Genomic DNA, 15306 nt, shown 5'->3' with positions numbered 1-15306 from the left:
GAAGGTTTGAGCATTTATCAAGTCTGCCATGCACGGGGCTCATAGGCCTCCCCTGCAGCCGCAGCAACAGCCAAGGAGACGCCCATGCTTGCCGCCTGGTACGAGAAGAACGGTTCGGCCCGCGAGGTCCTGCAGGTGGGGACGCTTCCCGACCCGCTGCCGGGCCCGGGCGAGGTACGGGTGCGCGTTGCCGTGTCGGGCGTCAATCCGTCCGATGTGAAGTCGCGCGCCGGCCGGCCCCTTGCCGGGCCACAGGTGGTGCCGCACAGCGACGGCGCCGGCGTCATCGACGATGTGGGTCCGGGCGTATCCTCCTCCCGGCTCGGCGAGCGCGTCTGGATCTGGAACGGCCAGTGGAAACGGCCTTTCGGCACCGCGGCGGAGCACATCGTGCTGCCGGCGGATCAGGCCGTGCGGCTTCCCGATGCGACGCGCTTCGAGGAAGGCGCATGCCTGGGAATTCCCGCGCTGACAGCCCTCCGCGCCATGACGGTCGATGGCGATGTTGCGGGCCGGACGGTCCTGGTTTCCGGCGGCGCGGGTGCCGTCGGCGCCTATGCCCTGCAGTTTGCCCGCCTGATGGGCGCGGGACGGATCATCACGACGGTCAGCTCGCCCGAGAAGGCGCAGATCGCCCGCAGCTTCGGGGCGGACGAGGTGATCGACTACCGCCAGGAGGATGTGGTTTCCCGGATAAGGGATATCACCGACGGACAGGGCGTGGACCGGATCGTGGAGGTGGATGCCGCCGCCAACGCCGCCCTGCTGCCCCAGATCGTGGCACGCGACGGTCTCTGCGTGGTCTATGGCTCGGGCAGGCCGCAGGTTCCGCTGGATTTCGGCCCGATGATCCTGATCGGCGCGGCGGTGCGCTTCTTCATCGTGTACGAACTCGTGCCGGCGGTGAGACGCAACATGATCCGCAGCCTCAGCGCCTATCTGGAGGCGGGGCTTCTGAAACATCACCTTGGGCCGGCGTTCACGCTTGACCGCGTTGCCGAAGCGCACGAGGCCGTGGAAGGCGGCAAGGCAATCGGCAACGTCACGATCCGCTTCTAGCGCAGTGCCCTCAGCGCATTCAGGATGACGGCGACATCGATGGCCTCCTGCAGCAGTGCGCCCTCGACGGGCTCCAGATAGCCGAATGCCGCCGCGACCATGCCTGCAACCGAAAGCCCGAGGCCGGCGATCACGCTTTCGAGCGCGATGCGCCGGCTGCGACGGGCAACGGCCATTGCCTTCACGAGGGGCTCGAGCTGGTCGAGCAAGAGCACCACGCCTGCAGCCTCGGAGGAAGAGACCGTGCCGCGCGCGCCCATGGCCACCCCCACATCCGCCGCAGCCAGTGCCGGCGCGTCATTGACGCCGTCGCCCACCATCATGACAGGCCCGCGCGCTGCAGCCTCCCGGACAGCCGCGACCTTGGCCTCGGGCGTCAGCTCCGCCAGCACCCGGTCGAGACCGAGCGTTGCGCCGACTTCCTCGGCGACCGCCTTCCGGTCCCCCGAGGCGAGAATGACCTCCGCCACGCCGCCCCGGCGCAACTGATCGACAACCGCATCCGCATCTCCCCGGATGCGGTCCTTGAGTTCGATGATGCCGGCAAGCACCTCGTCCACGGCGACAGCCACCCGCAGTCCCGGAAAATCCGGGGCAAGGGGCATCGGTGCGGCCTCGTGGCAGCCTGCCCGCACGTAATCCATGCCGCCGATCCGCACCCGCCGGCCGAAGACGACGCCTTCGAGGCCGGTGCCGGCCTCCTCCGTCACGGCCTCCGGCATGGCAAGTGTGAGGCCCCGTTCGCGGGCGCCCCGGATCAGCGCATCGGCGACCACATGCCCCGACGCCTGATCGAGGCTTGCGGCAAGAGAAAGCACCTCGTCGGCGGTAAAGCCCGGTGCGGCATGCACCGCGACGATGTCCGCCTGGCCGTGGGTCAGTGTTCCGGTCTTGTCGAGAATGACGGTGCGTACCCGCGACAATGCCTCGAGAACCGCCCCGCCCTTCACCAGCACGCCCATGCCGGCAGAACGGGACATGCCGGCAATCCATGCCACGGGAACGGCGAGGATCAGCGGACAGGGGGTTGCCACCACCAGCACCGCGAGCACGCGGCGCACGTCCTGCGTCATCCACCAGGCTGCACCGGCAATTGCCAGCGTCAGCAGCAGAAACCAGATGGCATAGCGGTCAGCAAGCCTGACCATCGGCGCCTTGCTGGCCTCGGCAGCGGCGACCAGCCGGACGATCCCCGCATAGGTGCTTTCCGCCGCCGGGCGGACCGCCCGGAGTACGAAGGCAGACCCGACGGAGGTCGCCCCGCTCAGGGCTTCGCCCGCATCGCCCACGGCGACGGGCACGGATTCGCCCGTGAGCGCCGAAAGGTCCAGCCGGGCGCCCTCGCCCTCCACCACGCCATCGACCGGCAGGACCTCGCCCTGGCGGATCATCAGCCGGTCACCGGGTCTGATCGTCTCGATGGGCACCTCGACAAGCGCATCCGCCTCCAGCCGGAGGGCAGTGCGGGCGACGCGACCCATCAGCGCCGTCATTTCCCGTCGGGCCCGGCCCGCGGCAAAGGCTTCGAGCCCCTGCCCGCCGGCATACATCAGGGCGACCACATTGGCCGCGAGGGGCTCTCCGAAGGCAAGTCCCGCCGTCATCGAAAGCGCCGCCACGATGTCGAGCCCGACCTCCCCGCGCAGAAGCGAGGAGACGATCTCCACCACGAGGGCCGCGAGAACGGGTATCGTCGCGGCCATGAAGGCGATGGTGGCGAGATCCGGCCGGCCATTCCAGAACAGGATGCCGCCTGTCGTGAGGCCGGCTGCGGCGATTGCCACCAGAGCCTTCTGCCGATGCGCCATGAGGCGGTCTCCCATACGCGATGCCATGCAAGGTCCCTTTCGGATCAGGCGAGGAGGCCGGTATTGCCCTCGACAATCCGCCCGTCGACGATCTGGATGATCCTGTCCGTCTGCCGGGCGAGATCCAGATTGTGGGTGACGATGAGGAAGGCGGTCTTCTGCTCCCGGTTGACGCGCCGCATCAGCTGAAAGGCGTCTTCGGCGGATCGGGTGTCGAGGTTGCCGGTCGGCTCGTCGGCGAGGATGAGCGATGGCTGCATGGCAAGCGCCCTGGCAATCGCCACGCGCTGCTGCTGCCCGCCCGACATGTGGCTGGAGAGATTGTCCTTCCAGCGCAGCAGGCCGACCTGATCGAGAAGCTCTTCCGCCCTTTGGCGCATTGCAGCCGAGGGCCATCCCTTGTCCACCAGCATGGGCATCATGACATTTTCGGCGGCAGTGAAGGCGGGGATCAGGTGGTGATACTGGAAGACGAAGCCGATGCTGTGCCCCCTCAGCCGGGTCTGTCCCGCATCGTCGAGGAGGGAGGTGTCCTGTCCCTCGATATCCATGCGGCCGGCGGTCGGCCGGTCGAGCAGACCGATGATGTTCAGCAGCGTGCTCTTGCCCGAGCCGGAGGGTCCGATGAGGGCGCAGAACTCGCCGCGCTCCAGAACCAGGTCGACGCCATGCAGAACCTCGGTTTCGGCGGGCGTGCCGATGCCGAAACTCTTGCGCACGCCTTCGAGGCGCAGGACGGGGGAGATATCGCTAGCCACGGATCGCATCCACCGGGTTGAGCCGCGCCGCGCTCAGCGCCGGAAGGAGGGCGGTAATCACACCCGTCACCGTCGCTGCGAGAATCGTGCGGATGAAAAGGGACGGCTCCATGGTCACGGGGAAGAATTCCGTGCCGTCGGGATTGCGGGCAAAGGTGCGCCACAGGAGAACGAAGAAGATCCCGAGGATCGAGCCGGCAAGGGAACCGAGGAAGCCGATCGAAGCACCCTGGGTGAGAAAGATGCGCAGGATCCGTCCCCGCGAGGCCCCCATGGCGCGCAGGATGCCGATCTCCCGCGAGCGCTGCACCACCGAGACCACAAGGACGCTCGATATGCCGAGCGCCACCGCGACGGCGACGAAGAACTGGATGGTGTAGTTCGCGACCGACTGGGTGCTGAGCGCGGTGAAGACCTGCTCGAAGGTTTTCACCCAGCTTTCCGCGTTGACCCCCAGCGCAGAGCGGAGCTCGTCCGCGACCGTCTCGGCCGCATAGGGATCGCTGATGTCCACACTCAGGCTGGTGATGCCGCCCGGCAGATTGAGAAGCGATTGCGCCGAACGGAGCGGGACATAGACGCTGCGCTCGTTGGCGTCCTTGTTGCCGAGATCGAAGATGCCGTCGATGGTGAAGGTCTGGTCGCCGCCAGCGGTGGAGCTGCGGTTGGTGCGGATGCGGATCTTTTCGCCGATGCCGAGCCCGAGGTCGCTGGCGAGCGCGGTGCCGATCAGGATGCCTCCCGGCGCAAGATCGGCGGAACCGTGCACGATCTTCTCGCGGAGATCGATGATGCGGTAGAAGGCGTCCGGCAGAATGCCGTTGAGCGTCACGGGATTGGCGACGTCGCCCTTGACCGCGAAGGCGGCGCCTGCCGCTGCCGGAGAGACGGCGGTCACGTCGGGGCGCGACAGAAGGCGGGCGGAAATCGCCTGCCACTGGTCGATGGAGCGCAGCCGCTGGGCAGGCTTCTGCACCGTCGCCATTTCGCGGGGTCCATCCTCCGCGCGCAGAGGCCGCGAGACCTCCTCCGGCGGAGAGATGACGATATGCGCCTGGGTCGACAGAACGCGGTTGAAGATGTTCGACTGCACGCCATGCAGCAGGGACGTCATGAAGAGGATGACCGAGACGCCGACTGCGGCGCCGATCACCGTCAGCAGCGTCTGCCGCCGGCCGTCGAGCAGGAAGCGCACCGCCGCGATCACCTCGAAGGGCAGGAAAGGCTTCATGGCGCGTCCTTTCCGCCCTCGAGACGGACCTTCTGGCCGATCGCAATCGCCCCGGCCGCCGCCGGAATGACCGCCTCACCCTCCTTCAGGCCGGAGAGCACCTCCACCATCTCTGCATCGCGGGCACCGAGGGTGACCGGGCGCTCCGCTGCCCGTCCCTCTTCGACGACGAGGACATGCGGCCTGGTACTGGCCGCATCGCGCACGGCAGAGACCGGCAGAAGAAGCGTCTGCTGGCGCCGCGCGATCTCCACATCGACGGAAACGGTCATGTTTTCCTTGAGGAAGGCGGGCTCCTTCGGCAGCGAGAACTTCACCTCCACCGAACCGCGGTCCGCGTCGATGGTCGAATCGATCGAGGCGAGAACTGCATCGAACGTGGCAGCCGGATCGGCATCGGCAGAGGCGACGGCCTTCTGGCCGGGGCGGATGCGGGCGAGGTTGCGTTCGTCTACCTGCACCACCAGCTCCTTGGCCAGATTGGGCGCGATATGGATGAGCGCCTTTCCGGGCTGGGCGATGGTGCCCTCTTCCACATCGCGATGGGTAACAAGACCGTCGATGGGCGAGACCACGCGCGTCAGCGCCAGTTGCGCTTCGGCAACCCGAAGCTTGGCGCTGGATTCGGCAAAGGCGGCCTCTGCCAGCGCGCTTTCGCCACCGCCGGGAGAGGCGCTCTTCACCGCCAGTTCGGCCGCGCGCCACTGGGCATCGGCCACGTCGAAGGCTCGCTGCAGCGCCTCGACCGAAGCGCCGCTCGCGACGGAGCGATCCGCAAGCTTCAGCGCGCGATCCAGCTGCGCGCGGGCATTGATACGGGTCGCTTCGGCCTGGATCAGCGTCTGCCTGGCGACAGGCAGCGTGAGGTCGACAAGCTGACGGCGCCTGATTTCCGCCTGGCTGAGAGCGGCTTGCGCCTGCTCCACACCCGCCCGGGCCTGCCGGTCGTCGAGCGAAACCAGCACGTCGCCCGCCCTCACCCGATCGCCCTCGCGCACATGCACCCGCGCAACCGTGCCGATCACCTGGCTCGCCACGTCGACGCCGGACGGCGTTTCGGCGCGTCCGCTGGCCACGATGGTCTCGACGATGTCCCCACGGCTGACCAGCACCGGCCTGACCGGTGTTCCGAACAGCCTTGGCATCGCAACAAGATAACCGCCATAAACCAGGGCAGCCGCCAGGAGCAGCAGGAAGCCGTTGCGCAGGGGATGCTTCATTCCGATGCTCCTTCCGCGTTGCCGCTGAACCCCGGAACGGGAGCAAGAAGGGCGGGTATCTGCAACATGGTCTACTCCAGCTGGCGGCAGGCGGGGCCGGTTATCGGCATGACCGGACAATTTCCGCAAAAGGTCGCCTCCGCCTTGATCCCGGTCAAGTGCGGCAAAGCGCTTTTCCGCAAAGGTGGCCCCGATCGGAAGGGTCTTCCGATACTCCCGGCGGGAGGTTAAACCGGTGATCCCGCGAACCGGAGCCAATCTCTCATGGAAACAACCCTTTCGGAACCCGTGAAGCGCTTTCTGGAGCAGGCGGGCTATGAGGTCAAAGGCGAGATCGGCGGATGCGATCTCGTGGGCCTCATCGAGGGAGAACCGCCGGTGCTGGTGGTGTGCGAGCTGAAGATGAGCTTCAACCTCGAGCTCGTCCTGCAGGCGGTGGATCGCGCTGCCATGGCCGACGAGGTGTGGATTGCCGCGCGCGTTTCCGCAAAGGGACGGGGCCGGGAAGCCGATCAGCGCTTCCGCAATCTCTGCCGGCGGCTTGGGGTGGGCATGCTGGGCGTTTCGGATACGGGCGATGTCAGCATCATCGTCAGCTCCGCCGCACCCATGCCGCGGCAGAATGCCAAGCGCCGCACCCGTCTGGTCCGGGAACACCGGAACCGCTTCGGCGATCCTGTGAAGGGCGGCTCCACACGCGCTCCGATCATGACCGCCTATCGGCAGCGTGCGCTCCTGTGTGCGGCAGCACTCCGCCACGGCTTCTCGCGGCCGCGGGAGATGAAGAGCTTTGCCCCCAATGCAGGCCGCATTCTGCTGGACAATGTCTACGGATGGTTCGAACGGCAGGGCAAAGGTGTCTATGGCCTGACCGCCGAAGGCATGGCCGCCCTGGAACGATGGCCGCAGGTTATGGATTTTTCTCCGCGGGCAGAGGCAGTATCCGACACTACATGACGTTCTACGGCTTGAAATTGTCGCAAATACGAGATTGAACTCCGCTACACATCGAAGCCTGTCATCCATAACCCGGGAGGGAAGTTCATGGTCTTTCGTCTGAAGCAGTTCATCAGCCGCAAGTTCGACGAGGAGGTCCGCTTCTTCAAGGGCTGGCAAAGGGACATGAAGGGCGTCGGCGCCATCCTTCCGACGTCAGGCGTCGCAGCCCGGAGAATGGCCAGCGTGATCGACACGGCTTCGGGCCGGCCGGTGCTGGAACTCGGTGCCGGCACCGGGGTCATCACGAAGGCGATCCTCGAAACCGGCATCGATCCGCACAAGCTCGTCTCCGTGGAATACTCACCCGCCTTTCATGAAACGCTGGTGCAGCGTTTCCCGGGCGTCGACTTCCGGCTGGGCGATGCCTTCGATCTCAGGACCACCCTTGGCGAGCGCTACGGCGAAACCTTCGACTGCGTGATTTCGGCAGTGCCGATGCTCAGCTTCCCTCCGGAACGGCGCGTGGCGCTCCTGGAAGAGCTGCTCGGCATGATCGGCCCGGGCCGCCCGGTCATCCAGATCACCTATGGCGCGCTGTCTCCGATCCCGCCGATGCGCGACCGTTTCACCGTTTCCCATTACGACTTCGTGGTGCGCAACGTGCCGCCGGCCCAGCTCTGGGTCTACAGGTCGGTCAACGCCTGAGGACAGAATGGCTGACATCGTTCTCTTCCACTCCGTCCTCGGCCTGCGCGATCTGGAACGCGAGGCTGCCGGCAGGCTTGCCGCGGCGGGCCACAGGGTGACCGTGCCGGATCTGTTCGAAGGCGAGACGGCCGCGACCTTCGAGGAAGGCTTCGCGCTCAAGGACCGCATCGGCCGCGAAACGGTCATGGTACGGGCTCGCGAAGCGACCGCGGATGTGGCGGCGGAGGCTGTGCTTGCCGGCTTTTCCTTCGGCGGCGCGGTTGCGGCATCCTTGCTTTCGGAGCGAAGGAACGCGTCGGGCCTGCTGCTCCTCCACGGCATTGCCGGAATTCCCGCGGGCATCCGGACGGACCTGCCGGTTGCGGTGCATCTGGCCGATCCCGATCCCTTCGAGCCCGCAGACGAGGTCGAGGGCTGGCGCCACTTTCTGCAGGGCATGGGGCTGAAGCCCGAGATGCATGTCTATCCGGGTGGCGGCCACCTCTTCACGGATGCCTCGCTGCCGGGATACCGCGCCGACCATGCGGAACGGCTTTGGCAGCGCGTGCTCGCGTTTCTCGACCGCCTCTAGGGCTTAGGCGACCCGGCGCAACTCGTCTTCCGGCATCATGTGAAGGCGCTCGCCGGCGGGGTGGCTCTTGCGCAGAGCGGGCATCTGCACGCTCGGCTGACGCTGTTCGCGCGTTTCCTGCGGCGAGATGCCGTGGAACTGGCGGTAGCACTTGGAGAAATGCGAGGCGGAGACGAAACCGCAGGCAACCGCGATCTCGACGATCTGCATGGCGGACTGGGTGACCAGCAGCCGCGCCCTTTCCAGCCGCAGCTGGAGATAGTAGCGCGACGGGGACGTCTCGAGTTCGGTCTGGAACAGCCGCTCCACCTGGCGGCGCGACAGACAGACCGCAGCGGCGATCTCCTCCATCGGCAGGCGGTCGGAGAGATGCTCCTCCATCAGCTCGATGGCCTTAAGGATCTTGGGGTTCAGCGAATTGAGCTTGACCGTCAGCGGCATGCGCTGGCGTTCGGTCGGTGCCCGCACGCGGTCGACCATGGCCTGATCCATCACCGCCGATACCACTTTAGGCCCGAAATCGCGTCCGATCAGGTGCATCATCATGTCGAAGCAGGCAGCCCCGCCGGCGCAGGAATGGATGCCGCCATCGCTTTCCATGAGGCCGGTATGGCAGTTGATGCCGCCGAAATTCTCCGCAAAGACCGGCAGGTTCTCCCAGTGGATGGTGCAGCGCTTGCCTTCGAGAAGATGGGCATCCGCAAGGATGTAGGCGCCGGTGCAGACGCCGGCGAGCTCGATGCCGCGCTTGCGGCTTTCCCGCAGCCAGGCCGCGGTGCTCTTGCTGACATGCTTCTCGACGTTCCAGCCCGAGCAGACCACGATCATCGAGGGGCGGCGCTCGGTGAGCAGCAGGGCGCGCTCGACGGTGACGGAATTGTCCGGCGTGATCGTCAGCCCGCAGCTTGCCCGCACCGGCAGTCCGTCGGCAGAGGCAATGCGCCAGCTGTAGACCTCCTGCCCCAGCACGGCATTGGCAAGCCTGAGCGCCTCGATTGCGGAAGTGAAGGCCAGCATGGTGAAATCCGGCACGATGTAGAAGACAAACGAGCGCGGCGAGGAAAACGGTGCGGTCATGCTCATCCCCTTGTTCAACTGCGGGTTCATGTTTTTGAGTATTGATAAAGTCCGCGCTTTCGAAAAGAATGAAAGGGACAGGTTCTCAGAAGAAACGAGACAGACATGACCATTGCCCGACCTTTGCGTGCCCAGCCGCGACAGGAGCGTGGAACCGCCCGCCTCAGCGTCGGCTTCGTCCTGCTGCCGAATTTCACCCTCTGCGCCTTTGCCAACTTCATCGACGTGCTGCGCCTTGCCGCCGACGAGGGTGACCGGAGCCGGCAGATCAAGTGCCGGTGGGAGGTCCTCGGGGATGCCCGTGCGCCGGTGCGATCGAGCTGCGGCATTCTCATCCATCCCACGGCGCCCTTCGACGATCCGGCGCGCTTCGATTACATCGTGGTGGTGGGCGGGCTTCTCGGCGCGCTGGCGCGGCGCAGCGAGACGGTCGATGCCTATCTCAAGAACGCCGCACGCCTCGGCGTGCCGCTCGTCGGGCTCTGCACCGGATCGCTTGCGCTCCACCGGGCCGGCCTGATGGACGGCTACCAGTGCTGCGTCAGCTGGTATCATCACGACGATTTCCTCGCCCAGTTCGAAGGGCTGCGGCCGGTTTCGGACCGCATCTTCGTGGTCGACAGGGATCGGCTGACCTGCTCGGGCGGTGCAAGCTCCGCCCATCTCGCGGCCTTTCTGGTGGAGCGCCACCTGGGGCGCGCACCGGCCACCAAGAGCCTGCACATCATGATGATCGACGAGGCCGCCATGGGACACACGCCCCAGCCGGTGGGCGCCATGGAATTCAAGGCCAAGGACCCCATCGTGCGCCGTGCGCTTCAGCTGATGTCGGAAAACCTGGATGTGCCGCTTCCGGTGACGGAGCTTGCGCGCCTGCTGAAGACGAACAAGAAAACTATGGAGCGCCGGTTTCAGGCGGAACTCGGCGTCAGTCCGCTCAATGCCTATCTCGACGTAAGGCTCGACCATGCGCTCTATCTGCTGCGCAGCACGGAGCGATCCATCGCCTCGATTGCCGCCGAATGCGGCTTTTGCGATTCCTCGCACCTGAGCCGGATGCTGAAGCGCAAGACGGGGCTGACGCCGCTTGCGGTGCGGGAGGAAGCGCTGCCGGAAGCGGCCTGACACGAATATTTTGTTTGTGCGGTGGGGCCCTGCGCCCTACCTATGATGCCGGGAGGACCAACAGGCCCTCAGGAGCATGACCTTGCCCAGAGCAAAGAGCGAAACCACCGAGACCGAAGGCAGCCTTCGGGAAATACCGCGGTTCGGTACCAATCCAGGCCAGCTGAAGGCCTGGCTTTATCTTCCATCCGATCTTCCCTCCGGCGCCCCGCTCGTCGTGGCGCTGCATGGCTGCGGCCAGACGGCGGAGGACTTTGCCCGGGGAACCGGATGGAACCGCCTCGCCGACCGGCACGGATTTGCGGTGCTCTACCCGGAGCAGCAGAGGCGGAACAATGGCGGACGCTGCTTCAACTGGTTCCAGCCGGAAGATTTTGCCGCCGCCGGCGGCGAGGTGGACTCCATCCGGCAGATGATCCTGCATGTGGTGGAATGCCAGGGCCTCGACGGACAGCGCGTCTTCATCATGGGTCTTTCCGCCGGCGCGGCGATGGCCCATGCCATGCTGGCAACCCATCCGGACCTGTTCTGTGGCGGCGGCATCGTCGCCGGCCTGCCCTATGGGGTGACCCGCACGATGGGCGATGCGCTCCAGCTGATGCGGGGCCGCAACCTGCCAAGACCGCAGGTGCTTGCCGACGCGATGCCGGCAGCTCCGGCAAACCGCCACCGCTGGCCGCGCATCACCGTCTGGCAGGGCGGGGCCGACCGGACCGTTCGGGCCGTCAATGCCGAGATGGTGCTGTCGCAGTGGCGCGGGGCGATGGGTCTTTCCGCCGGCGGCGAGACATCCCGCATCAGGGGCGCGCGCCGAACCCTCTTCAAGGGAGCAGGCAAGAACGGCCCCCTGCTGGAATCCGTGACCCTCGATGCCCTGGGACACGGTTTGCCGCTTGCCGCGGGCGCAAGCGCGCCCCTGGGGGTCGCCGGGCAGTTCTTCCTGGATTGCGATCTCTCGGCGGTGGCCCGGATGGCCCTGTTCTGGGGCCTTATCGAGGAGCGCGACCTTCCCGCCTACGAGCGGGCGGGCGAGCGCCCTTACAGATCCGCCTCCACGGAAGAGACAGACCCGGCACTGCCATCAGGGTCGCTCGGCCGCATGCTGGAGAAGGCCATGAAGGTGACAGGCTTCATGCGCTAGCCATGGGCGTCCCGGCGCGCTATCTAGTCCGGGACAAGGAGGATCCGTGATCGATCGACCGACCATGCAGGTTCCGGCAATTGCCGGCAGAAAGGACGTGGCGCGCCTTGCCGCCGCGCTTCTGTGCATGGTCGCGCTTCTGCTTGCGGGGCTGATGCCGCGGGCGGCAGCGGAATTTCGCATCGCCGTCCTCGAGGACAGCACCGAAGGCGGTGGCCTCTCCGGCCAGTCGCGGCGTCCTGCCGATCTTCTTCCGAATGCCCAGGAACCGCTGCGCAAGGCGCAGTCGCAGCGCCCGGAACTGCCGAAATGGTCTGCAGGCAGCGACGGACCGCTGGCCATCCTGGTGCAGGCGGCTCTTCTCGGGGTGCCCGGGCGCATTGGCCCGATCGCCCTTCCCCGGATCTCGCACTGCGGCTTCAGCCTTTCGCGGGCCAATCGGGCCCGGGCGCCACCGTTCCTGTCTGCCTTTTCCTGACCCCCACGAAACGGCACTGGCCGGCGCCTTCCCGCGCGGCCACAAGACAGGATTCTAGACATGCGCACCTCCCGCTGGCTGGTGACCACCTATGTGGTCATCATCCTCCTTGGCATACTCACTGCCCTACCCAACGTCCTTCCGGCACGCGTGCTGGCCGGGTGGCCCTCCTTCCTTCCGCACAACCAGGTTTCCCTCGGGCTCGACCTGCGGGGAGGCGCCCATCTCGTTCTCGAGGTGGACGAAACCGACCTGATGAAGGAAAGGCTGCAGGGCATCCTGCGCGATGCCCGGCGCCTCCTGCGCGACAAGGACATCGGCACCGCCTCCATCGTCCAGTCGGGCCAGACCGTGGAAGTCCGGCTTCAGCCCGGAGACGATGGCAATGCGGCGCGCGAGGCGCTGCGAACGCTTGCCTCGCCGGTGGCGTCAGGCCTTTCCGCCGGCCAGCCGGATCTCGACGTGGAAAGGGCCGATGGCATGATCCGCCTTTCGATTTCCGAGGCGGGCAAGGCGCAGGCGCTCGACCATGCGGTGGAGCAAAGCCTCGAGGTGATCCGCCAGCGCGTCGACCAGGTGGGCGTCGCCGAACCGACCATCCAGCGCATCGGCGCCAACCGCATCCTTGTCCAGCTTCCCGGCGCTCAGGACCCGTCGCGGCTTCGGCAGCTGCTCGGATCGACCGCCAAGCTCACCTTCCACATGCTGTCGGACGACGGTGTGGCCCGTGCCGGCGTGACCATGATGAAGGATGAGGAAGGCCGAACCTACCCCGTGCTGGACCGCGTCGAGCTGTCGGGAGACAGGCTCGCCGACGCCCGGGTGGCCTTCGAGCCGCAAACCAACGAACCCGTCGTTTCCTTCCGCTTCGACAATGCGGGCGCAACCCGCTTTGCCGACATCACCCGCCAGAATGTCGGGCGCCCCTTCGCCATCGTGCTCGACGGAAAGGTGCTGAGCGCACCGGTCATCCGGGAACCGATCACCGGCGGTTCCGGCCAGATCTCCGGCAGCTTCACTGCGGAAAGCGCAACCACCCTCTCGGCCATGCTGCGGGCCGGTGCGCTGCCGGCCAAGCTCACCGTGATCGAGGAACGGACGGTCGGGGCCGATCTCGGCGCGGATGCGATTGCCCGCGGCATCGAGACGGGCCTCATCGGCTTTGCACTCGTCGTCGGCTTCATCTTGCTGCTCTACGGGCCGTGGGGCATCCTTGCCAATCTGGCGCTCGGGCTCAACGTCATCCTCACCTTTGCGGGACTGACGCTGGTGGGCGCGACGCTGACCCTCCCCGGCATCGCCGGCATCGTCCTCGGCATCGGTCTCGCCGTCGACGCCAACGTCCTGATCAACGAGCGCATCCGCGAGGAAACCGCCAAGGGCAAGACGGCCTTTGCCGCCATCGATGCCGGCTTCAGCCGCGCCTATGCCACCATCGTCGACAGCAACATGACCGCGCTGATCGCCACCACGCTGCTCTTCTATTTCGGCAGCGGTCCGGTCCGTGGCTTTGCCGTCACCATGGGCATCGGCATCCTGATCTCGATGTTCACGGCGGTGTCGATCGTGCGGGTGCTGATGGTCGCCATTGCCCGTCGCCGCAAGCTGAAGACCATCGAGATCAAGCCGCTCTTCCCCGTGCGGCTCATTCCCGACGGAACGAAGATCCGGTTCATGAACGCGCGTTTCATCGGTCTCGCCCTGTCGGCGTTTCTGTCCATCGCCTCCGTCATCCTGTTCTTCAAGCCCGGCCTCAACTATGGCGTGGACTTCAAGGGCGGCATCCAGATCGAGGTGAAGACGCAGAAGCCCGCCGATCTCGCGGGGCTGCGCGCGCGGCTGGAGGGCCTGAAGCTCGGGGAAATCACGCTTCAGGGCGTCGGCGACAACAGCCAGGTGCTGGTTCGCGCCGAGCGGCAGCCGGGCGGCGAGGAAGCCCAGACGGCGGCACTCAACACGCTGAAAACCGCAATCCTCGAAACCGAGAAGGGCGCAACCATCGCCTCGACCGAAGTGGTCGGCCCGAAGGTCAGCGGTGAGCTCGCAACCGCCGGCATCCTGTCGGTCATCCTCGCCTCGCTGGCGATGCTCGTCTATATCTGGGCGCGCTTCGAATGGCCCTTCGCGGTCGGCGCCATCGCGACGCTGATCCTCGACGTGACCAAGTCCCTCGGCTTCTTCGCGCTCACGGGGCTGGACTTCAACCTCACCGCCATCGCCGCCCTGCTGACGCTCGTCGGCTACTCGGTGAACGACAAGGTGGTGGTCTACGACCGCATGCGGGAGAACATGCGGCTCTACAAGTCGAAGCCCCTGCGCGACATCATCGACATCTCGATCAACGAGACGCTGGCGCGCAGCATCTATACTTCCGCGACCGCCTTCCTTGCCATGTTGCCCATGGCGATCTGGGGCGGCAGCGCCGTCGCGAGCTTCGCCATCCCGATGGTGTTCGGCATCCTCGTCGCGGCCATCTCCTCGGTCTTCATCGCCGCCCCCATCCTGCTCTTCCTCGGCGACTGGCGGCGCTCCAAGCGCAAGCCGGAAGATGAGGCAGAAGGGACGGCCGGCGAAGGCGGGGCGCTCGCCTGATACCAACCGCACACGGGAAGGCCGGGCCGACAACCCGGCCTTCCTGCCATTCAGCGCTCGATACGGGTCGACAAGATGACCGAGGACAGCGTGCGCTCCACGCCCTTGATCTCGCCGATGAAGTCGATCACCCGGTCGAGCTCGGAAATCGAATCCGCCGCCACCACGACGATCAGGTCGAAATTGCCGCTCACCGAATGCAGGGCGCGCACCTCCTTGAGGTCGGAGAGCTCGGCGGTGATTCTGGGCAGTGTCTTCGGGGCGATGGTCACGAGGATATGCGCCTTCACCAGCCCCTTCTCGTAATCGTCGGAGAGCCGGAGCCCGTATCCCTTGATCACCCCGCCCTGCTCGAGCCGGTCGATCTTGGCCTGAACCGTGGTCCGCGACAGGCCCAGCTTGCGGGCAATCGAGGCGGTGTGCTCGCGGGCATTCTCCGACAGGAGGGCGATTAGTTCCCGGTCCTTGTCGGTTATCGTCACTCTGCTCATACTGACGCTCCGATTTGACGAATATTAGCCTCCATTCTGATGGATTTGACGCTTCATTTCAACTTCGCTTCGTCCGACACTTGACATATGAGAGATTCAGTGGAGACA

General features: G+C 66.1%; 14 protein-coding genes. 8 read left to right on the top strand and 6 right to left on the bottom strand.

From position 1 onward, the window contains the following. Positions 1–84 precede the first annotated feature (84 nt). The gene (locus GGR23_RS05835; RefSeq protein ID WP_183365202.1) at positions 85–1059 is read left to right on the top strand and encodes an NADPH:quinone reductase; all 975 of its coding nucleotides are present in this window, start codon (positions 85–87) and stop codon (positions 1057–1059) included. On the opposite strand, the gene GGR23_RS05830 is transcribed toward GGR23_RS05835, so the two are convergent. From GGR23_RS05830 to GGR23_RS05815, 4 genes are read right to left on the bottom strand one after another with little or no spacing between them, the layout of a single operon-like run. After that, on the bottom strand, positions 1056–2894 hold the full coding sequence (locus GGR23_RS05830; protein WP_246364990.1) for a heavy metal translocating P-type ATPase: 1839 nt from the start codon (positions 2892–2894) through the stop codon (positions 1056–1058). The genes GGR23_RS05835 and GGR23_RS05830 overlap by 4 nt on opposite strands. 17 nt (positions 2895–2911) lie before the next feature. Then, positions 2912–3613 (bottom strand): ATP-binding cassette domain-containing protein, encoded by a 702-nt coding sequence (locus GGR23_RS05825; RefSeq protein ID WP_183365765.1) that lies wholly within the window; start codon positions 3611–3613, stop codon positions 2912–2914. Positions 3614–3617: 4 nt separating this feature from the next. After that, the gene (locus GGR23_RS05820; protein WP_183365200.1) at positions 3618–4856 is read right to left on the bottom strand and encodes an ABC transporter permease; all 1239 of its coding nucleotides are present in this window, start codon (positions 4854–4856) and stop codon (positions 3618–3620) included. Continuing rightward, positions 4853–6076, bottom strand: a complete 1224-nt coding sequence (locus GGR23_RS05815; RefSeq protein ID WP_183365199.1) for an efflux RND transporter periplasmic adaptor subunit — start codon at positions 6074–6076, stop codon at positions 4853–4855. The genes GGR23_RS05820 and GGR23_RS05815 overlap by 4 nt, the downstream gene beginning before the upstream one ends. 264 nt (positions 6077–6340) lie before the next feature. On the opposite strand from GGR23_RS05815, the gene GGR23_RS05810 reads away from it, so the two are divergent. The 3 genes from GGR23_RS05810 (at position 6341) to GGR23_RS05800 (ending at position 8294) form a co-directional block, all read left to right on the top strand. Then, a complete protein-coding gene (locus tag GGR23_RS05810; RefSeq protein WP_183365198.1) occupies positions 6341–7033 on the top strand; it encodes a DUF2161 domain-containing phosphodiesterase in 693 nt (230 codons plus the stop codon). Between the two features lie 87 nt (positions 7034–7120). After that, positions 7121–7720, top strand: a complete 600-nt coding sequence (gene pmtA / locus GGR23_RS05805) for a phospholipid N-methyltransferase PmtA (RefSeq protein WP_183365197.1) — start codon at positions 7121–7123, stop codon at positions 7718–7720. A 7-nt stretch (positions 7721–7727) separates the two neighbouring features. Continuing rightward, complete coding sequence (locus tag GGR23_RS05800) at positions 7728–8294, top strand: dienelactone hydrolase family protein (protein ID WP_183365196.1); 567 nt, start codon at positions 7728–7730, stop codon at positions 8292–8294. A gap of 3 nt (positions 8295–8297) precedes the next feature. Here the strand turns inward: GGR23_RS05800 and GGR23_RS05795 are convergent, their stop codons facing one another. Then, positions 8298–9371: a GlxA family transcriptional regulator gene (locus tag GGR23_RS05795; RefSeq protein ID WP_183365195.1), complete on the bottom strand. Its 1074-nt coding sequence runs from the start codon at positions 9369–9371 to the stop codon at positions 8298–8300. A gap of 105 nt (positions 9372–9476) precedes the next feature. Between GGR23_RS05795 and GGR23_RS05790 the strand changes: the two genes are divergently transcribed. The 4 genes from GGR23_RS05790 to secD all read left to right on the top strand — a co-directional run bounded on the left by GGR23_RS05790 (position 9477) and on the right by secD (position 14707). Further along, a complete protein-coding gene (locus GGR23_RS05790) occupies positions 9477–10496 on the top strand; it encodes a GlxA family transcriptional regulator (protein ID WP_183365194.1) in 1020 nt (339 codons plus the stop codon). 82 nt (positions 10497–10578) lie between these two features. Next, positions 10579–11637, top strand: coding sequence for an extracellular catalytic domain type 1 short-chain-length polyhydroxyalkanoate depolymerase (locus tag GGR23_RS05785; protein WP_210296880.1), 1059 nt, complete (start codon positions 10579–10581; stop codon positions 11635–11637). Between the two features lie 46 nt (positions 11638–11683). Continuing rightward, the gene (locus GGR23_RS05780) at positions 11684–12115 is read left to right on the top strand and encodes a hypothetical protein (protein WP_183365192.1); all 432 of its coding nucleotides are present in this window, start codon (positions 11684–11686) and stop codon (positions 12113–12115) included. Between the two features lie 60 nt (positions 12116–12175). Next, positions 12176–14707, top strand: coding sequence for a protein translocase subunit SecD (secD, locus tag GGR23_RS05775; RefSeq protein WP_183365191.1), 2532 nt, complete (start codon positions 12176–12178; stop codon positions 14705–14707). Positions 14708–14757: 50 nt separating this feature from the next. Here secD and GGR23_RS05770 read toward each other — a convergent pair whose 3' ends face one another. Beyond that, positions 14758–15189, bottom strand: a complete 432-nt coding sequence (locus GGR23_RS05770; RefSeq protein ID WP_183365764.1) for an Lrp/AsnC ligand binding domain-containing protein — start codon at positions 15187–15189, stop codon at positions 14758–14760. Between the last annotated feature and the right edge of the window lie 117 nt (positions 15190–15306).

This window comes from Gellertiella hungarica, assembly GCF_014197145.1.
Lineage (GTDB): Bacteria > Pseudomonadota > Alphaproteobacteria > Rhizobiales > Rhizobiaceae > Gellertiella > Gellertiella hungarica.
The sequence above is the reverse complement of the archived record's forward strand: the minus strand, read 5'-3'. Positions and strand labels throughout refer to the sequence as shown.

What these genes read in the sequence shown, in the direction of transcription:
- GGR23_RS05835 (WP_183365202.1), top strand. Translation starts at nt 85, where the DNA reads ATGCTTGCCGCCTGGTACGAGAAGAACGGTTCGGCCCGCGAGGTCCTG.
- GGR23_RS05830 (WP_246364990.1), bottom strand. Translation starts at nt 2,894, where the DNA reads ATGGCATCGCGTATGGGAGACCGCCTCATGGCGCATCGGCAGAAGGCT.
- GGR23_RS05820 (WP_183365200.1), bottom strand. Translation starts at nt 4,856, where the DNA reads ATGAAGCCTTTCCTGCCCTTCGAGGTGATCGCGGCGGTGCGCTTCCTG.
- GGR23_RS05815 (WP_183365199.1), bottom strand. Translation starts at nt 6,076, where the DNA reads ATGAAGCATCCCCTGCGCAACGGCTTCCTGCTGCTCCTGGCGGCTGCC.
- GGR23_RS05810 (WP_183365198.1), top strand. Translation starts at nt 6,341, where the DNA reads ATGGAAACAACCCTTTCGGAACCCGTGAAGCGCTTTCTGGAGCAGGCG.
- pmtA (WP_183365197.1), top strand. Translation starts at nt 7,121, where the DNA reads ATGGTCTTTCGTCTGAAGCAGTTCATCAGCCGCAAGTTCGACGAGGAG.
- GGR23_RS05800 (WP_183365196.1), top strand. Translation starts at nt 7,728, where the DNA reads ATGGCTGACATCGTTCTCTTCCACTCCGTCCTCGGCCTGCGCGATCTG.
- GGR23_RS05795 (WP_183365195.1), bottom strand. Translation starts at nt 9,371, where the DNA reads ATGACCGCACCGTTTTCCTCGCCGCGCTCGTTTGTCTTCTACATCGTG.
- GGR23_RS05790 (WP_183365194.1), top strand. Translation starts at nt 9,477, where the DNA reads ATGACCATTGCCCGACCTTTGCGTGCCCAGCCGCGACAGGAGCGTGGA.
- secD (WP_183365191.1), top strand. Translation starts at nt 12,176, where the DNA reads ATGCGCACCTCCCGCTGGCTGGTGACCACCTATGTGGTCATCATCCTC.